We start from the raw sequence: 16,447 nt of genomic DNA, 5'->3' as shown, positions 1-16,447 counted from the left end.
CCTCTGCGCTCCTGCGTGGAGGTCCCTTCAGATCAGGCGGCGGCGCCAGCAAATGACGATGCCATCTTCCTCATCCAGCCGTTCGCCGATCGCCACGAACCCATTGCGCGTCAGCACCCGCTGCGATGCAAGATTTTCGGGCAAGGTTTCGGCTGTGATGGCCCGCAAATATGGCTGACGTCGGGCCCAGGTAACAACCTGAGCGATTGCGCGGCTGGCGATGCCCCGATTATGCCGGCATGGCGATATGCCATAGCCGATCTCGAAAAATCCGTCGTCAGGCGGCCACTTGATGGAACACAGGCCGACCACGTCCGCGCCCTCTACGATCAGCCACGATGCCGGGAAAAATTCCTCGCTGACCTCTTCGGCCAGTTCCGCCAGCATATCGAGAACATCGATCGACGCGATCGGCGACTTCGCAAGGCCGAAATGCCGCGGCGCCTCACCGCGCAGCAGTGCCGCATGATCGGCCCGTGTCGCTTCGAATATGCGAACGGGTGTCCTGAGCGCATGCGAGCGCGAACGCTCCGTCGAGGGCGCGGACTGGATCAATGCCATATCCGGTCAAACCGCGGGCCGAGGCCCGTCAGCAGTTCATATTGGGATAGCCCGGACGTCCGTGCCGCTTCATCCAGCGCATAGTCCATGGTCAGCCAGTCCCCCTCGGTGACGTCCCGCGCCATGGTCACGTCGACCGCGATCAGGTCCATCGATACGCGCCCCAGCACGGGCAGTTGCGCGCCATCGATGCACGCCGTCCCCCGCCCGGAAAATCCTCGCAGATAGCCGTCCGCGTAACCAAGGTTGATGACCGCCACTTCGGTATCGGCGCCAACCCGATGCGTAGCATTATACCCGATCGAGTCGCCCGCAGGCACGCGCCGTCGCTGTAATATCTGCGCTTGAGGGAAAACGACCTGATTCAAATGCCCCGCGCCTTCTCTGCGCGGCACGCCGCCATAGAGCGCCAGTCCGGGACGCGTCAGGTCAAAGGAATAGTCCGATCCCAGGCATATCCCCGCACTATTGGCGAGGCTGAACCGGCGTGCGGCGACCGATGGACGGAGGCTCGCAAATCTCGCCAGTTGCGCCGTACTGAGCGGCCCGTCCTCGTCGGCCGAGGCGAGATGGCTCATGAGCGTCTCGATCTCCAGCCCCTCGATCAGCGAAGCCACGTCGGCGCGCCAGTCCAGTCCCAGGCGGTTCATGCCCGTATCGACCATGATGTCGCAGGCTCCACCGCCCGCCTCCTTCCACCGCGCGACCTGCGCCGGGGTAGAAAGTACCGGGCGAGCGCGCGACGCAAGTGCGGTCGCCATATCGTCGACCCGGACGCCGTGAAGGACCGACAGGCTCAGCCCATCATCCATCAGCGGCTCCAGCGCGGCTGCCTCGGCCCAGTTCGACACGAAAAAATCGCGACAGCCGGCGCTGGTCAGTCGATGCAATATCTCGGTCGCTCCCAGGCCATAGCCGTCCGCCTTGATCGCCGCGCCGCACGCCGCGCCGCCACTGCGCTTTGCCAGCCAGCGCCAGTTGGCGAGCAGCGCATCGCCGTCGAGGCGAAGGCGCAGCGGGGCGACGAAGCTGTTCATGGCAAGGCCGATAGCGGCATAAGGCGCAACCGTCGAGTAGTCGGGCGTTGGACCGTCACGCCTCAAGCGAGCGACCACGGGTCTCCGGCAATGCCACAAGGCATGTCAGCAACGCCGCGGCAACCACCGCCAGCGTATACCATAGCCCGGCATAGGGGTCGCCCGTGCGTGCGATGATATACTGGCTCACCAACGGCAAAAATCCGCCGAAATAGCCCGTGCCGATATGGTAGGGGATGGACAGCGAACTGTAACGGATGCGCGCCGGAAAATATTCGGAAAGCAACGCGGCGACAGGGCCGTAGGTCGCGCCCGACAATATCCACAACAGCAGCAAAGCGAGAAATACGAGCAACGCCCGTGGCCAGTCCGGCGTCACCGATGCGAAATCATAGCCTTTCGCATTTAGCGCAGCATCGAGTCCCTGTGTGCTCAGATCCGCCACCGGCGCGCTGGCGATCGTGACTCCCGGCACTAAGCCATGCTGCTTTTCATAGGGCGTTCCGCGCTTGGAAAAATGATCGAGCAGCTTTCCGCATGCAGTCGGCTGAACCTTGGCGAACGGGTCGAACACGCAGTCGGGGCCGCTGACGACCACCGGGGCATTGGTCGCAGCCGCGCTGAGCGCCGGGTTCGCCGTGGCTCCGATAAAATGATAAAGCGGCATCAGCAGCACCAGCACGAGCGCATAGCCGACAATGATCGGCTTTTTGCGGCCGATCCTGTCCGACAGCCATCCAAAGAAGATGAAGGACGCCATCCCGATAAGGGCGCTGCCGCCGACCAGCAGTTGAGCGATGCCCTCCGAGACGTGCAACCCGTTCTGGAGAAAATAGAGCGCCTGGAACATGACGGTGTAAGCGATCACTGTGAAGCCGGCGGCGATGCCGATCATCGCCACCAGCATCCGCCGCTTGTTGCCTGGATGGGTGAACGCTTCCTTGAGCGGGTTCTTTGCCTGCGCGCCTGCCGCTTTCATGGCGAGGAACACCGGGCTCTCGCGCAGCATCAGTCGCATCCACAACGACACGCCGAGCAGCGCGAGCGAAAATATGAACGGCAGGCGCCAGCCCCAGTCGGCCCACGCCTCCTGGCCCACGATGTGCTGCGTGCCCACAACGACTATCAGCGAAAGTATGAACCCCCCGATGACGCCGGCCTGGATGAAGCTCGTATAGAACCCCCTCTTGCTGGCCGGTGCATGTTCGGCGACATAGATCGCTGCGCCGCCATATTCACCGCCGAGCGCCAGCCCTTGTGCGATCCGCAACAGGATCAGGATCACCGGCGCAGCGAAGCCGATGCTGGCAGCCGACGGGGTCAGGCCGACCCCGGCAGTAGCCACCCCCATCAATATGATCGTCGCCAGAAACGTATATTTGCGGCCAAGCTTGTCGCCGAGATAGCCGAACAGCACTGCCCCCAACGGCCGGAAACCGAAGCCGATCGCGAAGCCGGCGAGCGAATAGAGCAATTCGACGGTCGGGTTGTCGGTTGGAAAGAATGTTCGCCCGATGATTGGAGCGAGCACACCGTAAATATAGAAATCATACCATTCGAACACGGTGCCGAGCGCGGATGCCGTGATGACCAGCCTGTCGCGTCTGGCGTCCATTACATAGTCAGTTCCGACCGCTGTCATGCTCATCCTGCCCCCCTCTCGATCGGCCTTCTATGAAAGCAAAGCCGTCACGCCACAAGCGTTCAGCCGATCCAGTAGGGCACGATCTGGCGGTTGTCGGGATCGACGTGGATCGGCCGGTCGGCTGGCGGAAAAGCGCGCTGGTCGCAGCTCTGGCGCGAACAAAGCCTGCATGTGACGCCTATCGGGGTCGCCGCGCCCTCATCTTCCAGCAGCAGGCCATCGGCATAGACGAAGTTCGCCGCATGGGCGATTTCGCAGCCCAGCACGACGGCGTAACGGCGGGGCGTGCGCGCATAGCTGCCCGAAGGTTTGACCAGCCCCTTCGCCATGGAGACATAGCGCACCCCGTCCGGCGTTTCGCCGAGTTGCACGTTGATCCGGTCGGGAATGGCTACCGCCTCATGCACGTTCCACAAGGGGCAGGCCCCGCCGAAGCGCGCGAACTGAAGCCGCGTGGCGCTATGCCTTTTTGTGATGTTGCCGGCCATATCGACCCGGCAGAAGAAGAACGGAATGCCGCGCAGGCCGGGTCGCTGCAACGTCGACAAGCGGTGGCAGGCCTGCTCGAAGCTGACGCCGAAGCGGCGTGAAAGCCGGTCGATATCGTGGCGCAGCACCCGCGCCGCTTCGCGAAATTCGGCATAGGGCAACAGCAACGCGCCCGCCGCATAATTGCCCAGGCCCAGCGCCAGCAGCCGGTCCGCGCCCGTCACCTGCAGCGCAGCACGACCGACGACGTCGGCGATCACCGCCTGTCCCTCCAGCAACATCAACTGGTGCGCCAACATGAATTTGCGGCTTTCCGTAGGTAGAGCAGCGTTGACGAATAGCCGCCTTTCCAGCGCATTATATGTCCGAAGGGCAGAATCCGGCGTGTCGGCGATGAGTGTTTCGATACCGTGCCGCCGCGCGAGCGCCTCGACCAGCATGCCTTCGTCCAGCGGCTGCCCCGCCGTCAGCTTGCCCGCCAGATCCTCGGCCAGGCAATCGAGCGCATGGACGTAATTGCCGGCCTCGTGAAACCAGTCGCGCGCAGCCTCCCATGGCAGGCGCGCCTGCACCGCATGATCGTTGGCAATCGCCTCCTCGATCATGTTGATCCGCTCGTTCGCGCGCATATGCGCATTATACAGATCGACATAGCGGGCGGCGAATTCGGGATATTGCAGGTGCAGCTTTTCGATCCGCTCCGGCTCCAGCGCACGGCCGGGCAGTTCGGGATGCGTCAGTGCGAAGGCGAAAGCGCCCAGCAACTGCTCCTCCTCGCGGCTGTCGAAACTTGCCCAGTCCACGGGGAAAGCGCTGGCCAGCGCCGCCTTCACCTTGGCGGTCAGCGGTCGGTCGTCATTCTCAAGCTGGCTCAGATAAGACACTGAAATGCCAAGCGCGAGGGCCATCGTCGCCTGGTCCATGCGATGGTCCAGGCGAAGCTGTCTCAGCCTTGGTCCTGCAAAGATACGGTTGCCGCGCGCCATCGCCTGCCCCTAATTTGCAAAATGGTGATTTGCAAATCGGCAAATTTGCATTTGCGAAAAACGCAAAAGGCTGGAATGGGGCCAGTCAGCTAAATTCGCGCCATGACTATCGGAGAACAGCCGCCCATGTCGAAGCTCGCCATCATCGAAAAGCTCGAAGCCAAGCGTGAAGGCGCTCGCATGGGCGGCGGCCAGCGCCGCATCGACGCGCAGCACGCCAAGGGCAAGCTGACCGCGCGCGAACGGCTCGACGTGCTGCTCGACGAGGACAGCTTCGAAGAGCTGGACATGTATGTCGAACATAATTGCATCGATTTCGGCATGGACGAACAGCATATCCCGGGCGACGGCGTCGTCACCGGATCGGGCACGATCAACGGACGGCTGGTGTTCGTGTTCAGCCAGGATTTCACCGTCTATGGCGGCGCCGTGTCGGAACGGCACGCGATGAAGATCTGCAAGATCATGGACATGGCGCTCAAGGTTGGCGCGCCCGTCATCGGCCTCAATGACTCGGGCGGCGCGCGCATTCAGGAAGGCGTCGCCAGCCTCGCGGGCTATGCCGAGATTTTCCAGCGCAACGTGCTGGCCTCGGGCGTCGTGCCGCAGATCAGCGTCATCATGGGGCCGTGCGCGGGCGGCGCGGTCTATTCGCCGGCGATGACGGATTTCATCTTCATGGTGAAGGACAGCAGCTTCATGTTCGTCACCGGTCCCGACGTCGTCAAGACCGTGACCAATGAGGTCGTAACCCAAGAGGAACTGGGCGGCGCCGTCACCCACACCACCAAGTCGGGCGTGGCGGACGTCGCGTTCGAGAACGATATCGAAGCGTTGCTGTCGGTGCGCGATTTCGTCGATTTCCTGCCCGCGTCGAACAAGGAGCCAGTGCCCGAGCGTCCCAGCGCCGACCCGTGGGACCGCATCGACTATAGCCTGGACACGCTGATTCCGGCGAACGCCAACCAGCCCTATGACATGCACGAACTGATCCGCAAGATCGTGGACGAAGGCGATTTCTTCGAAGTGCAGCCGGCCCATGCGGGCAACATCATCTGCGGTTTCGGCCGGGTTGAGGGCAAGACGATCGGCATCGTCGCCAACCAGCCGTTCGTGCTGGCGGGCGTGCTCGACATCAACTCGTCCAAGAAGGCCGGGCGCTTCGTCCGCTTCTGCGATGCGTTCGACATCCCCATCGTAACGCTTGTCGACGTGCCGGGCTTTCTGCCGGGCACCGCGCAGGAGCATAATGGCATCATCAAACATGGCGCCAAGCTGCTGTTCGCCTATGCCGAAGCGACCGTACCCAAGATCACCGTCATCACGCGCAAGGCCTATGGCGGCGCCTATGACGTCATGTCCTCCAAGCATCTGCGCGGCGACCTCAACTATGCATGGCCGACCGCCGAAATCGCGGTGATGGGGGCAAAGGGCGCGGTGGAGATCATCTTCCGTGGCAAGACCGCCGACGAGATCGCCGAGCGGACCGCCGAATATGAAGCGCGCTTCGCCAACCCGTTCGTGGCGGCGAGCAAGGGCTTCATCGACGAGGTGATCCAGCCACATTCGACGCGCAAGCGCATCGCGCTCGGCCTGCGCAAGCTGCGCAACAAGTCGCTGGAGAACCCCTGGAAGAAGCACGACAATATTCCGCTTTGACGAACAGGGGATGAAGCAATGAAACTCGGCCGTCTCAATCATATCGGCGTCGCGACGCCTTCGCTCGAGAAGAGCATCGCTTATTATCGCGATGTGATGGGCGCGACCGTCATCACCGAGCCTTTCGATCTGCCCGCGCAGGGGGTGAAGGTCTGCTTCGTCGACACGCCGGGCGAAAATGGAACCGCCGGCACGCAGATCGAACTAATCGAGCCGTTCGACGAAAGCTCGCCGATCACCGCCTTCATCGCCAAGAACCCGGCGGGCGGGCAACATCATATGTGCTATGAAGTGCCCGACATTCACGAGGCAAAGGAGTGGTTCGAAGGCAAGGGCGCGCGCGTGCTGGGCGAGCCCCGTATCGGCGCGCATGGCACGCTCATTTTCTTTGTCCACCCCAAGGATATGAACGGGGTGCTGACGGAGATTATGGAATCGCCTAAAGACGCGCATTGATTATCTATACCCGCCCGGTTCGGGCGGATGCTTGGGAACCGGGACGATGACGAACGAAGCCGACAAGCCGACGCTGGACCAGTGGGCCGCCGCCGCCGCCAAGGAAGTGAAGGGCGCGGACCTCACCTGGCACACGCCGGAAGGGATCGACGTCAAGCCGCTTTACACGGCCGACGATGTGACCGCCGACCCCGGCCTCCCCGGCTTCGCCCCGTTCACGCGCGGCGTGAAGGCCAGCATGTATGCCGGCCGCCCCTGGACGATCCGCCAATATGCGGGCTTCTCCACCGCCGAAGCCTCCAACGCCTTTTACCATCGCAACCTGAAGGCCGGGCAGAAGGGCCTGAGCGTAGCGTTCGATCTCGCCACCCATCGCGGCTATGACAGCGATCATCCGCGCGTCACCGGCGATGTCGGCAAGGCGGGCGTGGCGATCGACACGCTCGAAGACATGAAGATCCTGTTCGACGGCATCCCGCTCGACAAAATGTCGGTCAGCATGACCATGAACGGCGCGGTCATCCCGATCCTCGCCTTCTTCATCGTCGCGGGCGAGGAACAGGGCGTCGATCGCAAATTGCTCGACGGGACCATCCAGAACGACATCCTCAAGGAGTTCATGGTCCGCAACACCTATATCTACCCGCCCGAACCATCGATGCGGATCATCTCGGACATTTTCGGCTACACCAGCCGCGAGATGCCCAAGTTCAACAGCATCTCCATTTCCGGCTATCATATGCAGGAAGCCGGCGCGACGCAGGTGCAGGAACTCGCCTTCACCATCGCCGACGGCATGGAATATGTGAAATATGGCGTGGAATCCGGGCTGGATATCGACAAGTTCGCCGGGCGCCTGAGCTTCTTCTTCGCCATCGGCATGAACTTCTTCATGGAGATCGCCAAGTTGCGCGCCGCCCGCGTGCTTTGGCATCGCGCCATGACGCAGCTTGGGGCGAAGGACGAGCGGTCCAAGATGCTGCGGACCCATTGCCAGACGTCGGGTGTGTCGCTCACCGAGCAGGACCCCTATAACAACGTCATGCGCACCACGATCGAGGCGATGGCCGCGATGCTGGGCGGCACCCAGTCGCTCCACACCAACGCGCTGGACGAGGCGATCGCGCTACCGACCGATTTCTCCGCCCGGATCGCGCGCAACACGCAGATCGTGATCCAGGAAGAGACGGGCATGACCAAGGTCGTCGACCCGCTCGGCGGCTCCTATTATGTCGAGGCGCTGACGCAGGAGCTGGTCGACAAGGCGTGGGAGATTATCGAAAAGGTGCAGGCCGATGGCGGCATGGCCAAGGCCGTGGCGGCGGGCTGGCCCAAGGCGATGATCGAAACCGCCGCCGCCGCCCGTCAGGCGCGGGTCGATCGCGGCGAGGATGTGATCGTCGGCGTCAACAAATATCGCCTCGCCAACGAGGATCTGCTCGAAACGCTGGAGGTCGACAACGCCGCTGTGCGCGAAGGCCAGATCGCCCGCATCAACAAGGTCAAGGCCGAGCGCGACAGCGCCAAATGCGAAGCAGCGTTGCAAGCCCTGCGCGACGGCGCCGCCGCCCCCGCGAGCCTGGAAAACAATCTTCTTGCATTGGCGGTCGAGGCGGCCCGCGCCCGCGCGACGCTGGGTGAAATCTCCGCCGCGATGGAGGAAAGCTTCAACCGCTATGGCACCCAGCCGACGCCGGTAAAGGGCGTCTATGCCGCCCCCTATGAAGGTGATGCTCGCTGGCAGCAGGTTCTTGACGGCGTGCAGGCCGTCGAGCGGCGTCTCGGCCGCAAGCCCAAGCTGCTCGTCGCCAAGATGGGGCAGGACGGCCATGACCGGGGCGCCAACGTCATCGCGTCGGCATTTGGCGACATGGGCTTCGACATCGTGTCGGGACCGCTGTTCCAGACGCCGGACGAAACGGTCGTGCTGGCGTTGCAGAACGAGGTCGATGTCGTGGGCGCATCCTCGCTCGCGGCCGGGCACAAGACGCTGATCCCCGAACTGATCGGCAAGCTGCGCGAAGCGGGCCGCACCGACATCAAGGTGATCGCCGGCGGCGTCATTCCCCCGCAGGATTACGACTATCTTCGTGACGCGGGCGTGCAGGGTATTTATGGACCCGGCTCCAATGTCGTAGAATGCGCCGCCGATGTGCTGCGCCTCCTCGGCCACAACATGCCCCCCGCCGGGCTGGAGGACGCCGCTTGACCATCACCGCCCGCACCGACTGGACCCGCGAGGAGATCGCGGCGCTGTTCGACCTGCCCTTCAACGACCTGATGTTCGAAGCGCAATCGATCCACCGCGCCTACCACCCCCGCAACGAGGTTCAGCTTTCCACGCTATTGTCGATCAAGACCGGCGGCTGTCCCGAAGATTGCGGCTATTGCAGCCAGTCGACCGAATCCGATAGCGGCCTTGCGGCCACCAAGCTGATGGACGTGCAGGCCGTGCTGCAGGCGGCCGCGCAGGCCAAGGATCATGGATCGGGCCGCTTTTGCATGGGTGCGGCCTGGCGCAATCCCAAACAGCGCGACATGCCCAAGCTGGTCGCGATGGTGCAGGGCGTACGCGCAATGGGCCTGGAAACCTGCATGACGCTGGGGATGCTGGACGAAGGGCAGGCTAAGACGCTGGCCGACGCGGGCCTCGACTATTATAATCACAATATCGACACCAGCCCCGAAAACTACGCCAACGTCATCACCACCCGTACCTTCGCGGACCGGATAGAGACGCTGGAAAATGTCCGCAACGCCGGGATCAACGTTTGCTGCGGCGGCATCGTCGGCATGGGCGAGACGCGGAGCGACCGCATCGGCTTCCTCCACGCGCTCGCCACCATGCCGCACCCCGAAAGCGTGCCAATCAACGCGCTGGTGCCTGTCGAGGGCACGGTATTGGGCGATATGCTCAAGGATACGCCACTCGCGAAGATCGACGAGGTGGAATTCGTCCGCACTGTCGCCGTCGCGCGGATCGTCATGCCCCAATCGATGGTGCGCCTGAGCGCGGGCCGCGAGAGCATGTCGGAAGCGTGTCAGGCGCTCTGCTTCATGGCCGGCGCGAACAGCATCTTCACCGGCGACAAGCTGCTGACGACAGCGAACGCCGGCGACGACAAGGATGCGATGCTGCTCGGCAAGCTCGGCCTCACGCCCATGATGGCCCAGCCGCACGGGCATCTGGAGGCGGCGGAGTGATCTACGCACCCTCCCCCGTCACCCCGGACTTGATCCGGGGTCCCGCTTCTTCTTCACCATCGCGTGGGAAGAAAGCGGGATGCCGGGTCAAGTCCCGCATGACGGGTAAACTTGAGGTTCCAAGGGCGTGACACTTCCTCACCCACACCGTCATGCTGAACTTGTTTCAGCATCCATCGTGCCTTCACTAGCGGTGTTGCGTGGGGAGGAATGGACCCTGAAACAAGTTCAGGGTGACGAGCGGTTTGTTGAGGTTACGTAGTGGCGAGATACACACTCGCGGCATTGTTTTCGTTTTCGGCTCATTCGTGTTGGCGATCGTAATATTCGCCAAATGGTATGAAGTGTCGATGGTAGATTTTGACTAAGTTGGGGCTCAAATGGCAATCACCAAGATCCTGATCGCGAACCGTGGCGAAATCGCGTGTCGTGTCATGCGCACGGCCAAGAAGATGGGCATCAAGACCGTCGCGGTCTATTCCGATGCTGATGCACGCGCGCCGCATGTGCTGATGGCGGATGAAGCGGTGCATATCGGCCCGTCGCCCGCCGCCCAATCCTATCTGATCGCCGACAAGATCATCGCGGCGTGCAAGCAGACCGGCGCCGATGCGGTGCATCCGGGCTATGGCTTCCTGTCCGAGCGTGAGAGCTTCCGCAAAGCGCTCGATGCCGAGGGCATCATCTTTGTCGGCCCCCCGGCCAATGCGATCGCCGCCATGGGCGACAAGATCGAATCCAAGAAGCTCGCCCTTGAGGCTGGCGTCAATGTCGTCCCCGGCTTCGTCGGCGTGATCGAGGACACCGAGCATGCTGTGAAGATCTCCAACGAGATCGGCTATCCGGTGATGATGAAGGCGTCGGCCGGCGGCGGCGGCAAGGGCATGCGCCTCGCTTATTCCGAGCAGGACGTCCGCGAGGGCTTCGAAGCGACCAAGCGCGAGGGTCTCAGCAGCTTCGGCGACGATCGCGTGTTCATCGAGAAGTTCATCGAAAGCCCGCGCCATATCGAAATTCAGGTGCTGGGCGACCAGCATGGCAGTATCGTCTATCTGAACGAGCGCGAATGCTCGATCCAGCGCCGCCACCAGAAGGTGGTCGAGGAAGCGCCCTCGCCCTTCGTGTCTCCCGAGATGCGCAAGAAGATGGGCGAACAATGCGTCGCGCTCGCCCGCGCTGTGGGTTATTTCAGCGCCGGCACGGTCGAACTGATCGTGTCGGGCGAGGACAAGACCGGCGACGGCTTCTACTTCCTTGAAATGAACACCCGGCTTCAGGTCGAGCATCCGGTTACCGAAGAAATCACCGGCGTCGATCTGGTCGAACAGATGATCCGCGTCGCCAATGGCGAAGCGCTGTCCTTCACGCAGGATGAGGTGAAGCTCAACGGCTGGTCGATCGAAAACCGGGTCTATGCCGAAGACCCCTATCGCGGCTTCCTGCCCTCCACCGGCCGCCTGATCCGATACAACCCGCCCGAAACCGGCAAGGACGAGACCGGCGCGCTGATCCGCGTCGACGACGGCGTCGAGGAAGGCGGCGAGGTGTCGATGTTCTACGACCCGATGATCGCCAAGCTCATCACCTGGGCGCCGACGCGTCTGGAAGCCATCGACAAGCAGATCGCGGCGCTCGACCGGTTCGAGATCGAAGGCCCTGGCCATAATATCGATTTCGTGTCCGCCCTCATGCAGCATGAGCGGTTTCGTTCGGGCAACATCACCACCGGCTTCATCGCCGAGGAATATCCCGAAGGCTTCCACGGTGCGCCCGCTTCGCCCGAGCTGCTCGGGAAGCTGGCGGCAGTCGGCGCGTTCGCGGCAATGGCGCAGGCCGACCGCGCACGCCGGATCGACGGGCAACTCGGCAAAAAGCTGAAGGCCCCCACCGGCTGGCAGGTCAAGATCGGGTCCGGCGAGACCGCGAGTGTCCACGATGTCGTCATCAACGGCGACGATGTGACCGTCGATGGCAAATCACTCGACATGAGCCTGGAATATACGCCCGGCGACCGCCTGATCGAAGCCGAATTCGATGGCGCGGAACTTAGCGTCCGCATTGCGCCGGTGCGCGCCGGCTTCGTGCTGACGGCACACGGCGCGAGCCACAAGTTGCGCATCCTGCCCGCCCACGCGGCGTCCTACGCCAATCACATGATCGAAAAGATTCCGCCCGATCTGTCGCGCTTCCTGATCTGCCCGATGCCTGGCCTGCTGGTCGCGCTGCATGTGAAGGAAGGTGACAAGGTCGAGGCTGGTCAGCCGCTCGCGGTGATCGAGGCAATGAAGATGGAAAATATCCTGCGCGCCGGAAAATCGGGTGTCGTGAAGAGCGTATCGGCGGCGCAGGGCGAAAGCCTGCCGGTGGACGCCATCATCCTCGAAATGGAATGACAAGTGCCTCAGGCCGCCGTGCCGGCAAGTGCTGGTATGACGGCGTGAGGCACATAACAACCGGGCATGCCACTCAGGAGATTGCCGTCCGGGCAGCAACCTTGATGACTTTCTGAAGATCGACATCCGATTCCGGCCGGGCCTCTCGGCGCAGTTCCAACGCGGGTGCCTGCACGTCGGCCGACAACTCATCGATTTCGAACGGCAGAGGCCCCCGTTCGATCGATAGCCCCCAGCTCATTGAAAATGGCCCTGTCAGTCATCAAGCAGCGCGGCTAGGATCGGCCAATGACCGACGCCGACAGTCTGACGCCATCCATCGACGCGCTGCGGACGCGCCTTGTTGATATGGGCTATGCTCGGCTCGACGGACCGGAATGCTTCGCACTGCTGGATATTCATGCCGAGGCGTGGGACGATTTCGCGCGGACGTGGGACCATCTCGGCGCCGACCTCTATATGGCCGACGGCGGGCGATATCGGCGCCGCCGCCATGCCGCATTTCGTTGTGAACGGGGCCGTTTCACCCGCAAACCACATCAGCCGCATTATCAGAGCAGAGACTATAATGGTCTTAACGGCGACGTGCAGCGCTGGTTCGATCCGATCGAAGCGCAGACAGTCGCCAACGACGTGATGCAATCAGCCCTGACTTTTTGCGCTCGCGTATTCGATGAGGATTGCAAGCGCGCCTGGCATGTCGAAATGCATCAATTCCGGATCGAGGCGAAGCCCGGCGAGGCTGGACGGCCGACACCCGAGGGCATGCACCGCGACGGAGTCGATTGGGTGTTCGTCATGCTCATCGATCGCCGCAACGTGCGTGAGGGTGTTACGCGGATCGGTGCGCCCGACGGCAGTCCGATCGGCGAGTTTACGCTGACGAACCCCGGCGACGCGATGCTGATCGACGATCATCGCATCCTGCATGGCGTCACCGAAATTCACCCGGTCGACGCCGCGTTGCCGGCATGGCGCGATGCGCTGGTAGTGACGTTCGCAGCGGAGGATTGACGCCGCCTATTTCAACAGAACCAGTTCCTCGGCCATGCTGGGATGCAGGGCCACGGTATCGTCGAAATCCTGTTTGGTCAGGCCCGCCTTCACCGCGACGGCGGCCGCCTGCAATATTTCCGGCGCGTCGGGGCCTATCATGTGGAGCCCCACCACCTTGTTCGTAGTCGCGTCGACGATCATCTTGTAAAGCGAGCGCTCTTCACGGGCGGCCAGCACATTCTTCATCGGGCGGAAGTCGGATGTATAGACTTTCACGGTGCCGAGCTTGTTCTTGGCCTGCGCCTCGGTCATGCCCACACCCGCGAGCGGCGGGTGGCTGAACACGGCGGAGGGCACGCAACTATAATCCACCGTGCGCGGATTATCGCCGAACACAGTGTCGGCAAAGGCGTGCCCTTCGCGGATCGCCACGGGAGTCAGTTGCAACCGGTCGGTCACATCGCCGACAGCATAAATGCTTTCGCAACTGGTTTTGCTATAATCGTCGACCCGAATCGCGCCATTTTCGTCGAGTTCGACGCCTGCGCTTTCAAGGCCCAGGCCATCGCTATGGGGCTTCCGTCCGGTCGCGAACAGGATCAGGTCGCACGAAACCGGGTCACCGCTCTCGAAGCGGACGCTCATGGCGCCGCCTTCGTTTTTTTCGATCTTTTCGATCTTCGCATTAAAACGAAAATTGATGCCTTTCATCATGGAAATCTGGAGCAGCCGGTCGCGAATCTGCTCGTCATATCCGCGCAGCAAAGTGCCGCCGCGATTGACCATCGTCACGTGGCTGCCGAACTGGTGGAAAATGCCCGCAAACTCGTTGGCGATATAGCCCCCACCTACGATCACAATACGCTTGGGACATTCGTCGAGGTGGAAGACCTCGTTGGATGTGATGCCATATTCGGCACCTTCCACCTCCGGAAGAATAGGCCATGCGCCGGTCGCGACGAGGATATATTTTGCCGTCACCTCGCGCCCGCTGGCAAGCTTCACCGAATGCGGTCCGGTTATCGTCGCCCGCTCCGGGATAAGTTCAACTTTATGACTGTCGAGCGTATTTTTGTAGAGCCCTTCGAGCCGATCGACATCGGCCAGGACGTTGTCGCGCAGCGTCGTCCATTCGAACCCGCAATCGGGGACATTCCACCCAAAACGCCGAGCGTCCTTGAGGTCCTCGGCAAAATGCGCACCATAGATCAGCAGTTTTTTGGGCACGCAGCCACGGATGACGCAGGTGCCGCCCACCCGATATTCCTCTGCTACGGCTACTTTCGCACCATGTGCGGCCGCCACGCGTGAGGCGCGGACGCCCCCCGATCCGGCACCAATGACGAAAAGGTCGAAATCATAGCCGGTCATCGCAGTCTCCGCTTCGCACTCGCAGCGGATATGGCGGCGGGAGAGCGAAGATACAAACGGCTTTTACGTCAGCCGCCCGGCAGGGCGAGATCGATCAGGGCGCGGGTCGAAGGGTCGAACGCCCCGGTCCCTTCCGCGTCGATCGACCTGGCGATATCCTTCCCCAATTCCACGCCGAACTGGTCGAACGGATTGATCCCCATCAGCACGGCGTTGGCGAAGGTGCGATGTTCGTAAAAGGCGATCAGCGCGCCCAATGCCTCGGGCGTCACATCGTCGAGCAATATGGTCGTCGATGGCCGGTCGCCGGGATAAGCCCGCGCGGGATCGACGTCATTATCCTTGCCGCGCATCAGCGCCGCGCCCTGCGCGAAGCAGTTGACCAGCAGCGCGCGGTGATGCGCCGGGTCGAGCAAATTGCCCGGCTCAATGGAGGCGATGAACTCAACGGGGACCAGCACCGTGCCCTGATGGAGAAGCTGGAACACGGCATGTTGCGCGTCGGTGCCAACCCCGCCCCAGGTCACGGGCGCGGTCGGCCCATCGACTGGCGATCCATCTCGCTTCACCTGTTTGCCATTGCTCTCCATCTCCAACTGCTGGAGATAGGACGGCAATAGTTTGAGCCGCTCGTCATAGGCGAAAACGGCGCGCGTCTGTGCGCCCATCGCCCTGACATAATATTGGTCGACAAAGGCAGCGAGCAGCGGCGCATTTTCGCTCGGCCGGGCCAGACGGAAATGGCGGTCCATCGCTGCGGCTCCCTCCAGCAGGCTTTCGAACGCATCCCAGCCGAGCGCAAGCGCGGCGGGAAAGCCGATCGAGGACCAGAGCGAATAGCGACCGCCCACGGTCTCGCCGAAGGGCAGGACGCGCGTTTCGTCGACGCCCCATTCCATCGCTCGCTCCGGCGCGGCGGTAAGCGCGATCACGCGGCCATAAGGGTCCTCGACGCCCGCCTCGACCATCCAGTTGATCGCGCTGGCGGCATTCAGCATCGTCTCGGTGGTCGTAAAAGTCTTGGAGGCGACGGCGATCAGGGTGGCATGTGGATCGAAGCGGGCGATCGCCTGCTCCAGCGCCGTACCGTCGACATTGGACACGACAGCAACCTCATACCTTGCGCCATCGTCGCTCAGGGCGTCGATGATCAGCTTTGGCCCCAGCGCCGACCCCCCGATGCCGATGTGCAATATATGGCGCACCGGGCCGAGCGCCTCGCCTTCGATCGCATCGATCAATGCGCGCATCCGGCGATGAAGCATGCGGGCGCGGGCGACGCTTTCGACATTGCCTTCGCCCCGCTCGGCAGAATGTTCGGCAGCGCGCCCTTCCGTATTGTTCACAGGGTCGCCGGCGAACAGGGCGTCCCTCGCGGCGGCAAAACCGGCTTCATCGGTGAGGGCCAGGAAATCCGCGATCACCTCTTTGGTGAGGTGCGTCTTCGACCAGTCGAAGCGCAGTGGTCCCTGGCTCAGGGTGAGATATGCAAGGCGTCCTGGATCGGTGTCGAAGATGGTCCTCAACGATGGCCGCTGGCGCTTTGCGATCTGGCCCCAAATTGCGTTCATCCTGTGTCGCTCGCCTTTCGTTGCGTTATGGTTCGGCGGCCTGCTTAGACCTATTGAAATGATAAGCACAGACTGGGTT

General features: G+C 62.4%; 13 protein-coding genes. 6 read left to right on the top strand and 7 right to left on the bottom strand.

The annotated features are described in order from the left end of the window. Positions 1-27 precede the first annotated feature (27 nt). From WG907_RS11870 to WG907_RS11855, 4 genes are read right to left on the bottom strand one after another with little or no spacing between them, the layout of a single operon-like run. Positions 28-561, bottom strand: a complete 534-nt coding sequence (locus WG907_RS11870) for a GNAT family N-acetyltransferase (RefSeq protein ID WP_340232975.1) — start codon at positions 559-561, stop codon at positions 28-30. After that, positions 552-1,598: an alanine racemase gene (alr, locus tag WG907_RS11865; RefSeq protein WP_340233071.1), complete on the bottom strand. Its 1,047-nt coding sequence runs from the start codon at positions 1,596-1,598 to the stop codon at positions 552-554. Before alr ends, WG907_RS11870 begins: the two co-directional genes overlap by 10 nt. Before the next feature lie 55 nt (positions 1,599-1,653). Then, positions 1,654-3,246: an MFS transporter gene (locus tag WG907_RS11860; RefSeq protein ID WP_340232974.1), complete on the bottom strand. Its 1,593-nt coding sequence runs from the start codon at positions 3,244-3,246 to the stop codon at positions 1,654-1,656. A 56-nt stretch (positions 3,247-3,302) separates the two neighbouring features. Beyond that, complete coding sequence (locus tag WG907_RS11855; RefSeq protein ID WP_340232973.1) at positions 3,303-4,718, bottom strand: helix-turn-helix domain-containing protein; 1,416 nt, start codon at positions 4,716-4,718, stop codon at positions 3,303-3,305. Between the two features lie 126 nt (positions 4,719-4,844). Here WG907_RS11855 and WG907_RS11850 point away from each other — a divergent pair, with 126 nt between their 5' ends. The 5 genes from WG907_RS11850 (at position 4,845) to WG907_RS11830 (ending at position 12,430) form a co-directional block, all read left to right on the top strand. Further along, entirely contained in the window at positions 4,845-6,377 is a 1,533-nt protein-coding gene (locus WG907_RS11850) for an acyl-CoA carboxylase subunit beta (RefSeq protein ID WP_340232972.1), read from the top strand. Positions 6,378-6,395: 18 nt separating this feature from the next. Continuing rightward, entirely contained in the window at positions 6,396-6,833 is a 438-nt protein-coding gene (mce, locus tag WG907_RS11845; RefSeq protein ID WP_340232971.1) for a methylmalonyl-CoA epimerase, read from the top strand. Positions 6,834-6,879: 46 nt separating this feature from the next. After that, the gene (gene scpA, locus WG907_RS11840) at positions 6,880-9,042 is read left to right on the top strand and encodes a methylmalonyl-CoA mutase (protein WP_340232970.1); all 2,163 of its coding nucleotides are present in this window, start codon (positions 6,880-6,882) and stop codon (positions 9,040-9,042) included. Next, entirely contained in the window at positions 9,039-10,037 is a 999-nt protein-coding gene (gene bioB / locus WG907_RS11835; RefSeq protein WP_340232969.1) for a biotin synthase BioB, read from the top strand. Before scpA ends, bioB begins: the two co-directional genes overlap by 4 nt. 380 nt (positions 10,038-10,417) lie before the next feature. Continuing rightward, positions 10,418-12,430 carry an ATP-binding protein gene (locus WG907_RS11830; RefSeq protein ID WP_340232968.1) on the top strand — a complete coding sequence of 671 codons (2,013 nt, stop codon included), beginning with the start codon at positions 10,418-10,420 and terminating at the stop codon, positions 12,428-12,430. Between the two features lie 73 nt (positions 12,431-12,503). On the opposite strand, the gene WG907_RS11825 is transcribed toward WG907_RS11830, so the two are convergent. Further along, a complete protein-coding gene (locus WG907_RS11825; RefSeq protein WP_340232967.1) occupies positions 12,504-12,671 on the bottom strand; it encodes a hypothetical protein in 168 nt (55 codons plus the stop codon). 47 nt (positions 12,672-12,718) lie between these two features. On the opposite strand from WG907_RS11825, the gene WG907_RS11820 reads away from it, so the two are divergent. Beyond that, positions 12,719-13,444, top strand: a complete 726-nt coding sequence (locus tag WG907_RS11820) for a 2OG-Fe dioxygenase family protein (RefSeq protein ID WP_340232966.1) — start codon at positions 12,719-12,721, stop codon at positions 13,442-13,444. A 6-nt stretch (positions 13,445-13,450) separates the two neighbouring features. On the opposite strand, the gene gorA is transcribed toward WG907_RS11820, so the two are convergent. Both gorA and pgi read right to left on the bottom strand, forming a co-directional pair. Continuing rightward, entirely contained in the window at positions 13,451-14,797 is a 1,347-nt protein-coding gene (gorA, locus tag WG907_RS11815) for a glutathione-disulfide reductase (RefSeq protein ID WP_340232965.1), read from the bottom strand. A gap of 68 nt (positions 14,798-14,865) precedes the next feature. Next, positions 14,866-16,368 carry a glucose-6-phosphate isomerase gene (gene pgi, locus WG907_RS11810; RefSeq protein ID WP_340232964.1) on the bottom strand — a complete coding sequence of 501 codons (1,503 nt, stop codon included), beginning with the start codon at positions 16,366-16,368 and terminating at the stop codon, positions 14,866-14,868. Positions 16,369-16,447: the final 79 nt, after the last annotated feature.

This window comes from Sphingobium fluminis (assembly GCF_037723805.1).
Lineage (GTDB): Bacteria > Pseudomonadota > Alphaproteobacteria > Sphingomonadales > Sphingomonadaceae > Sphingobium.
The sequence above is the reverse complement of the archived record's forward strand: the minus strand, read 5'-3'. Positions and strand labels throughout refer to the sequence as shown.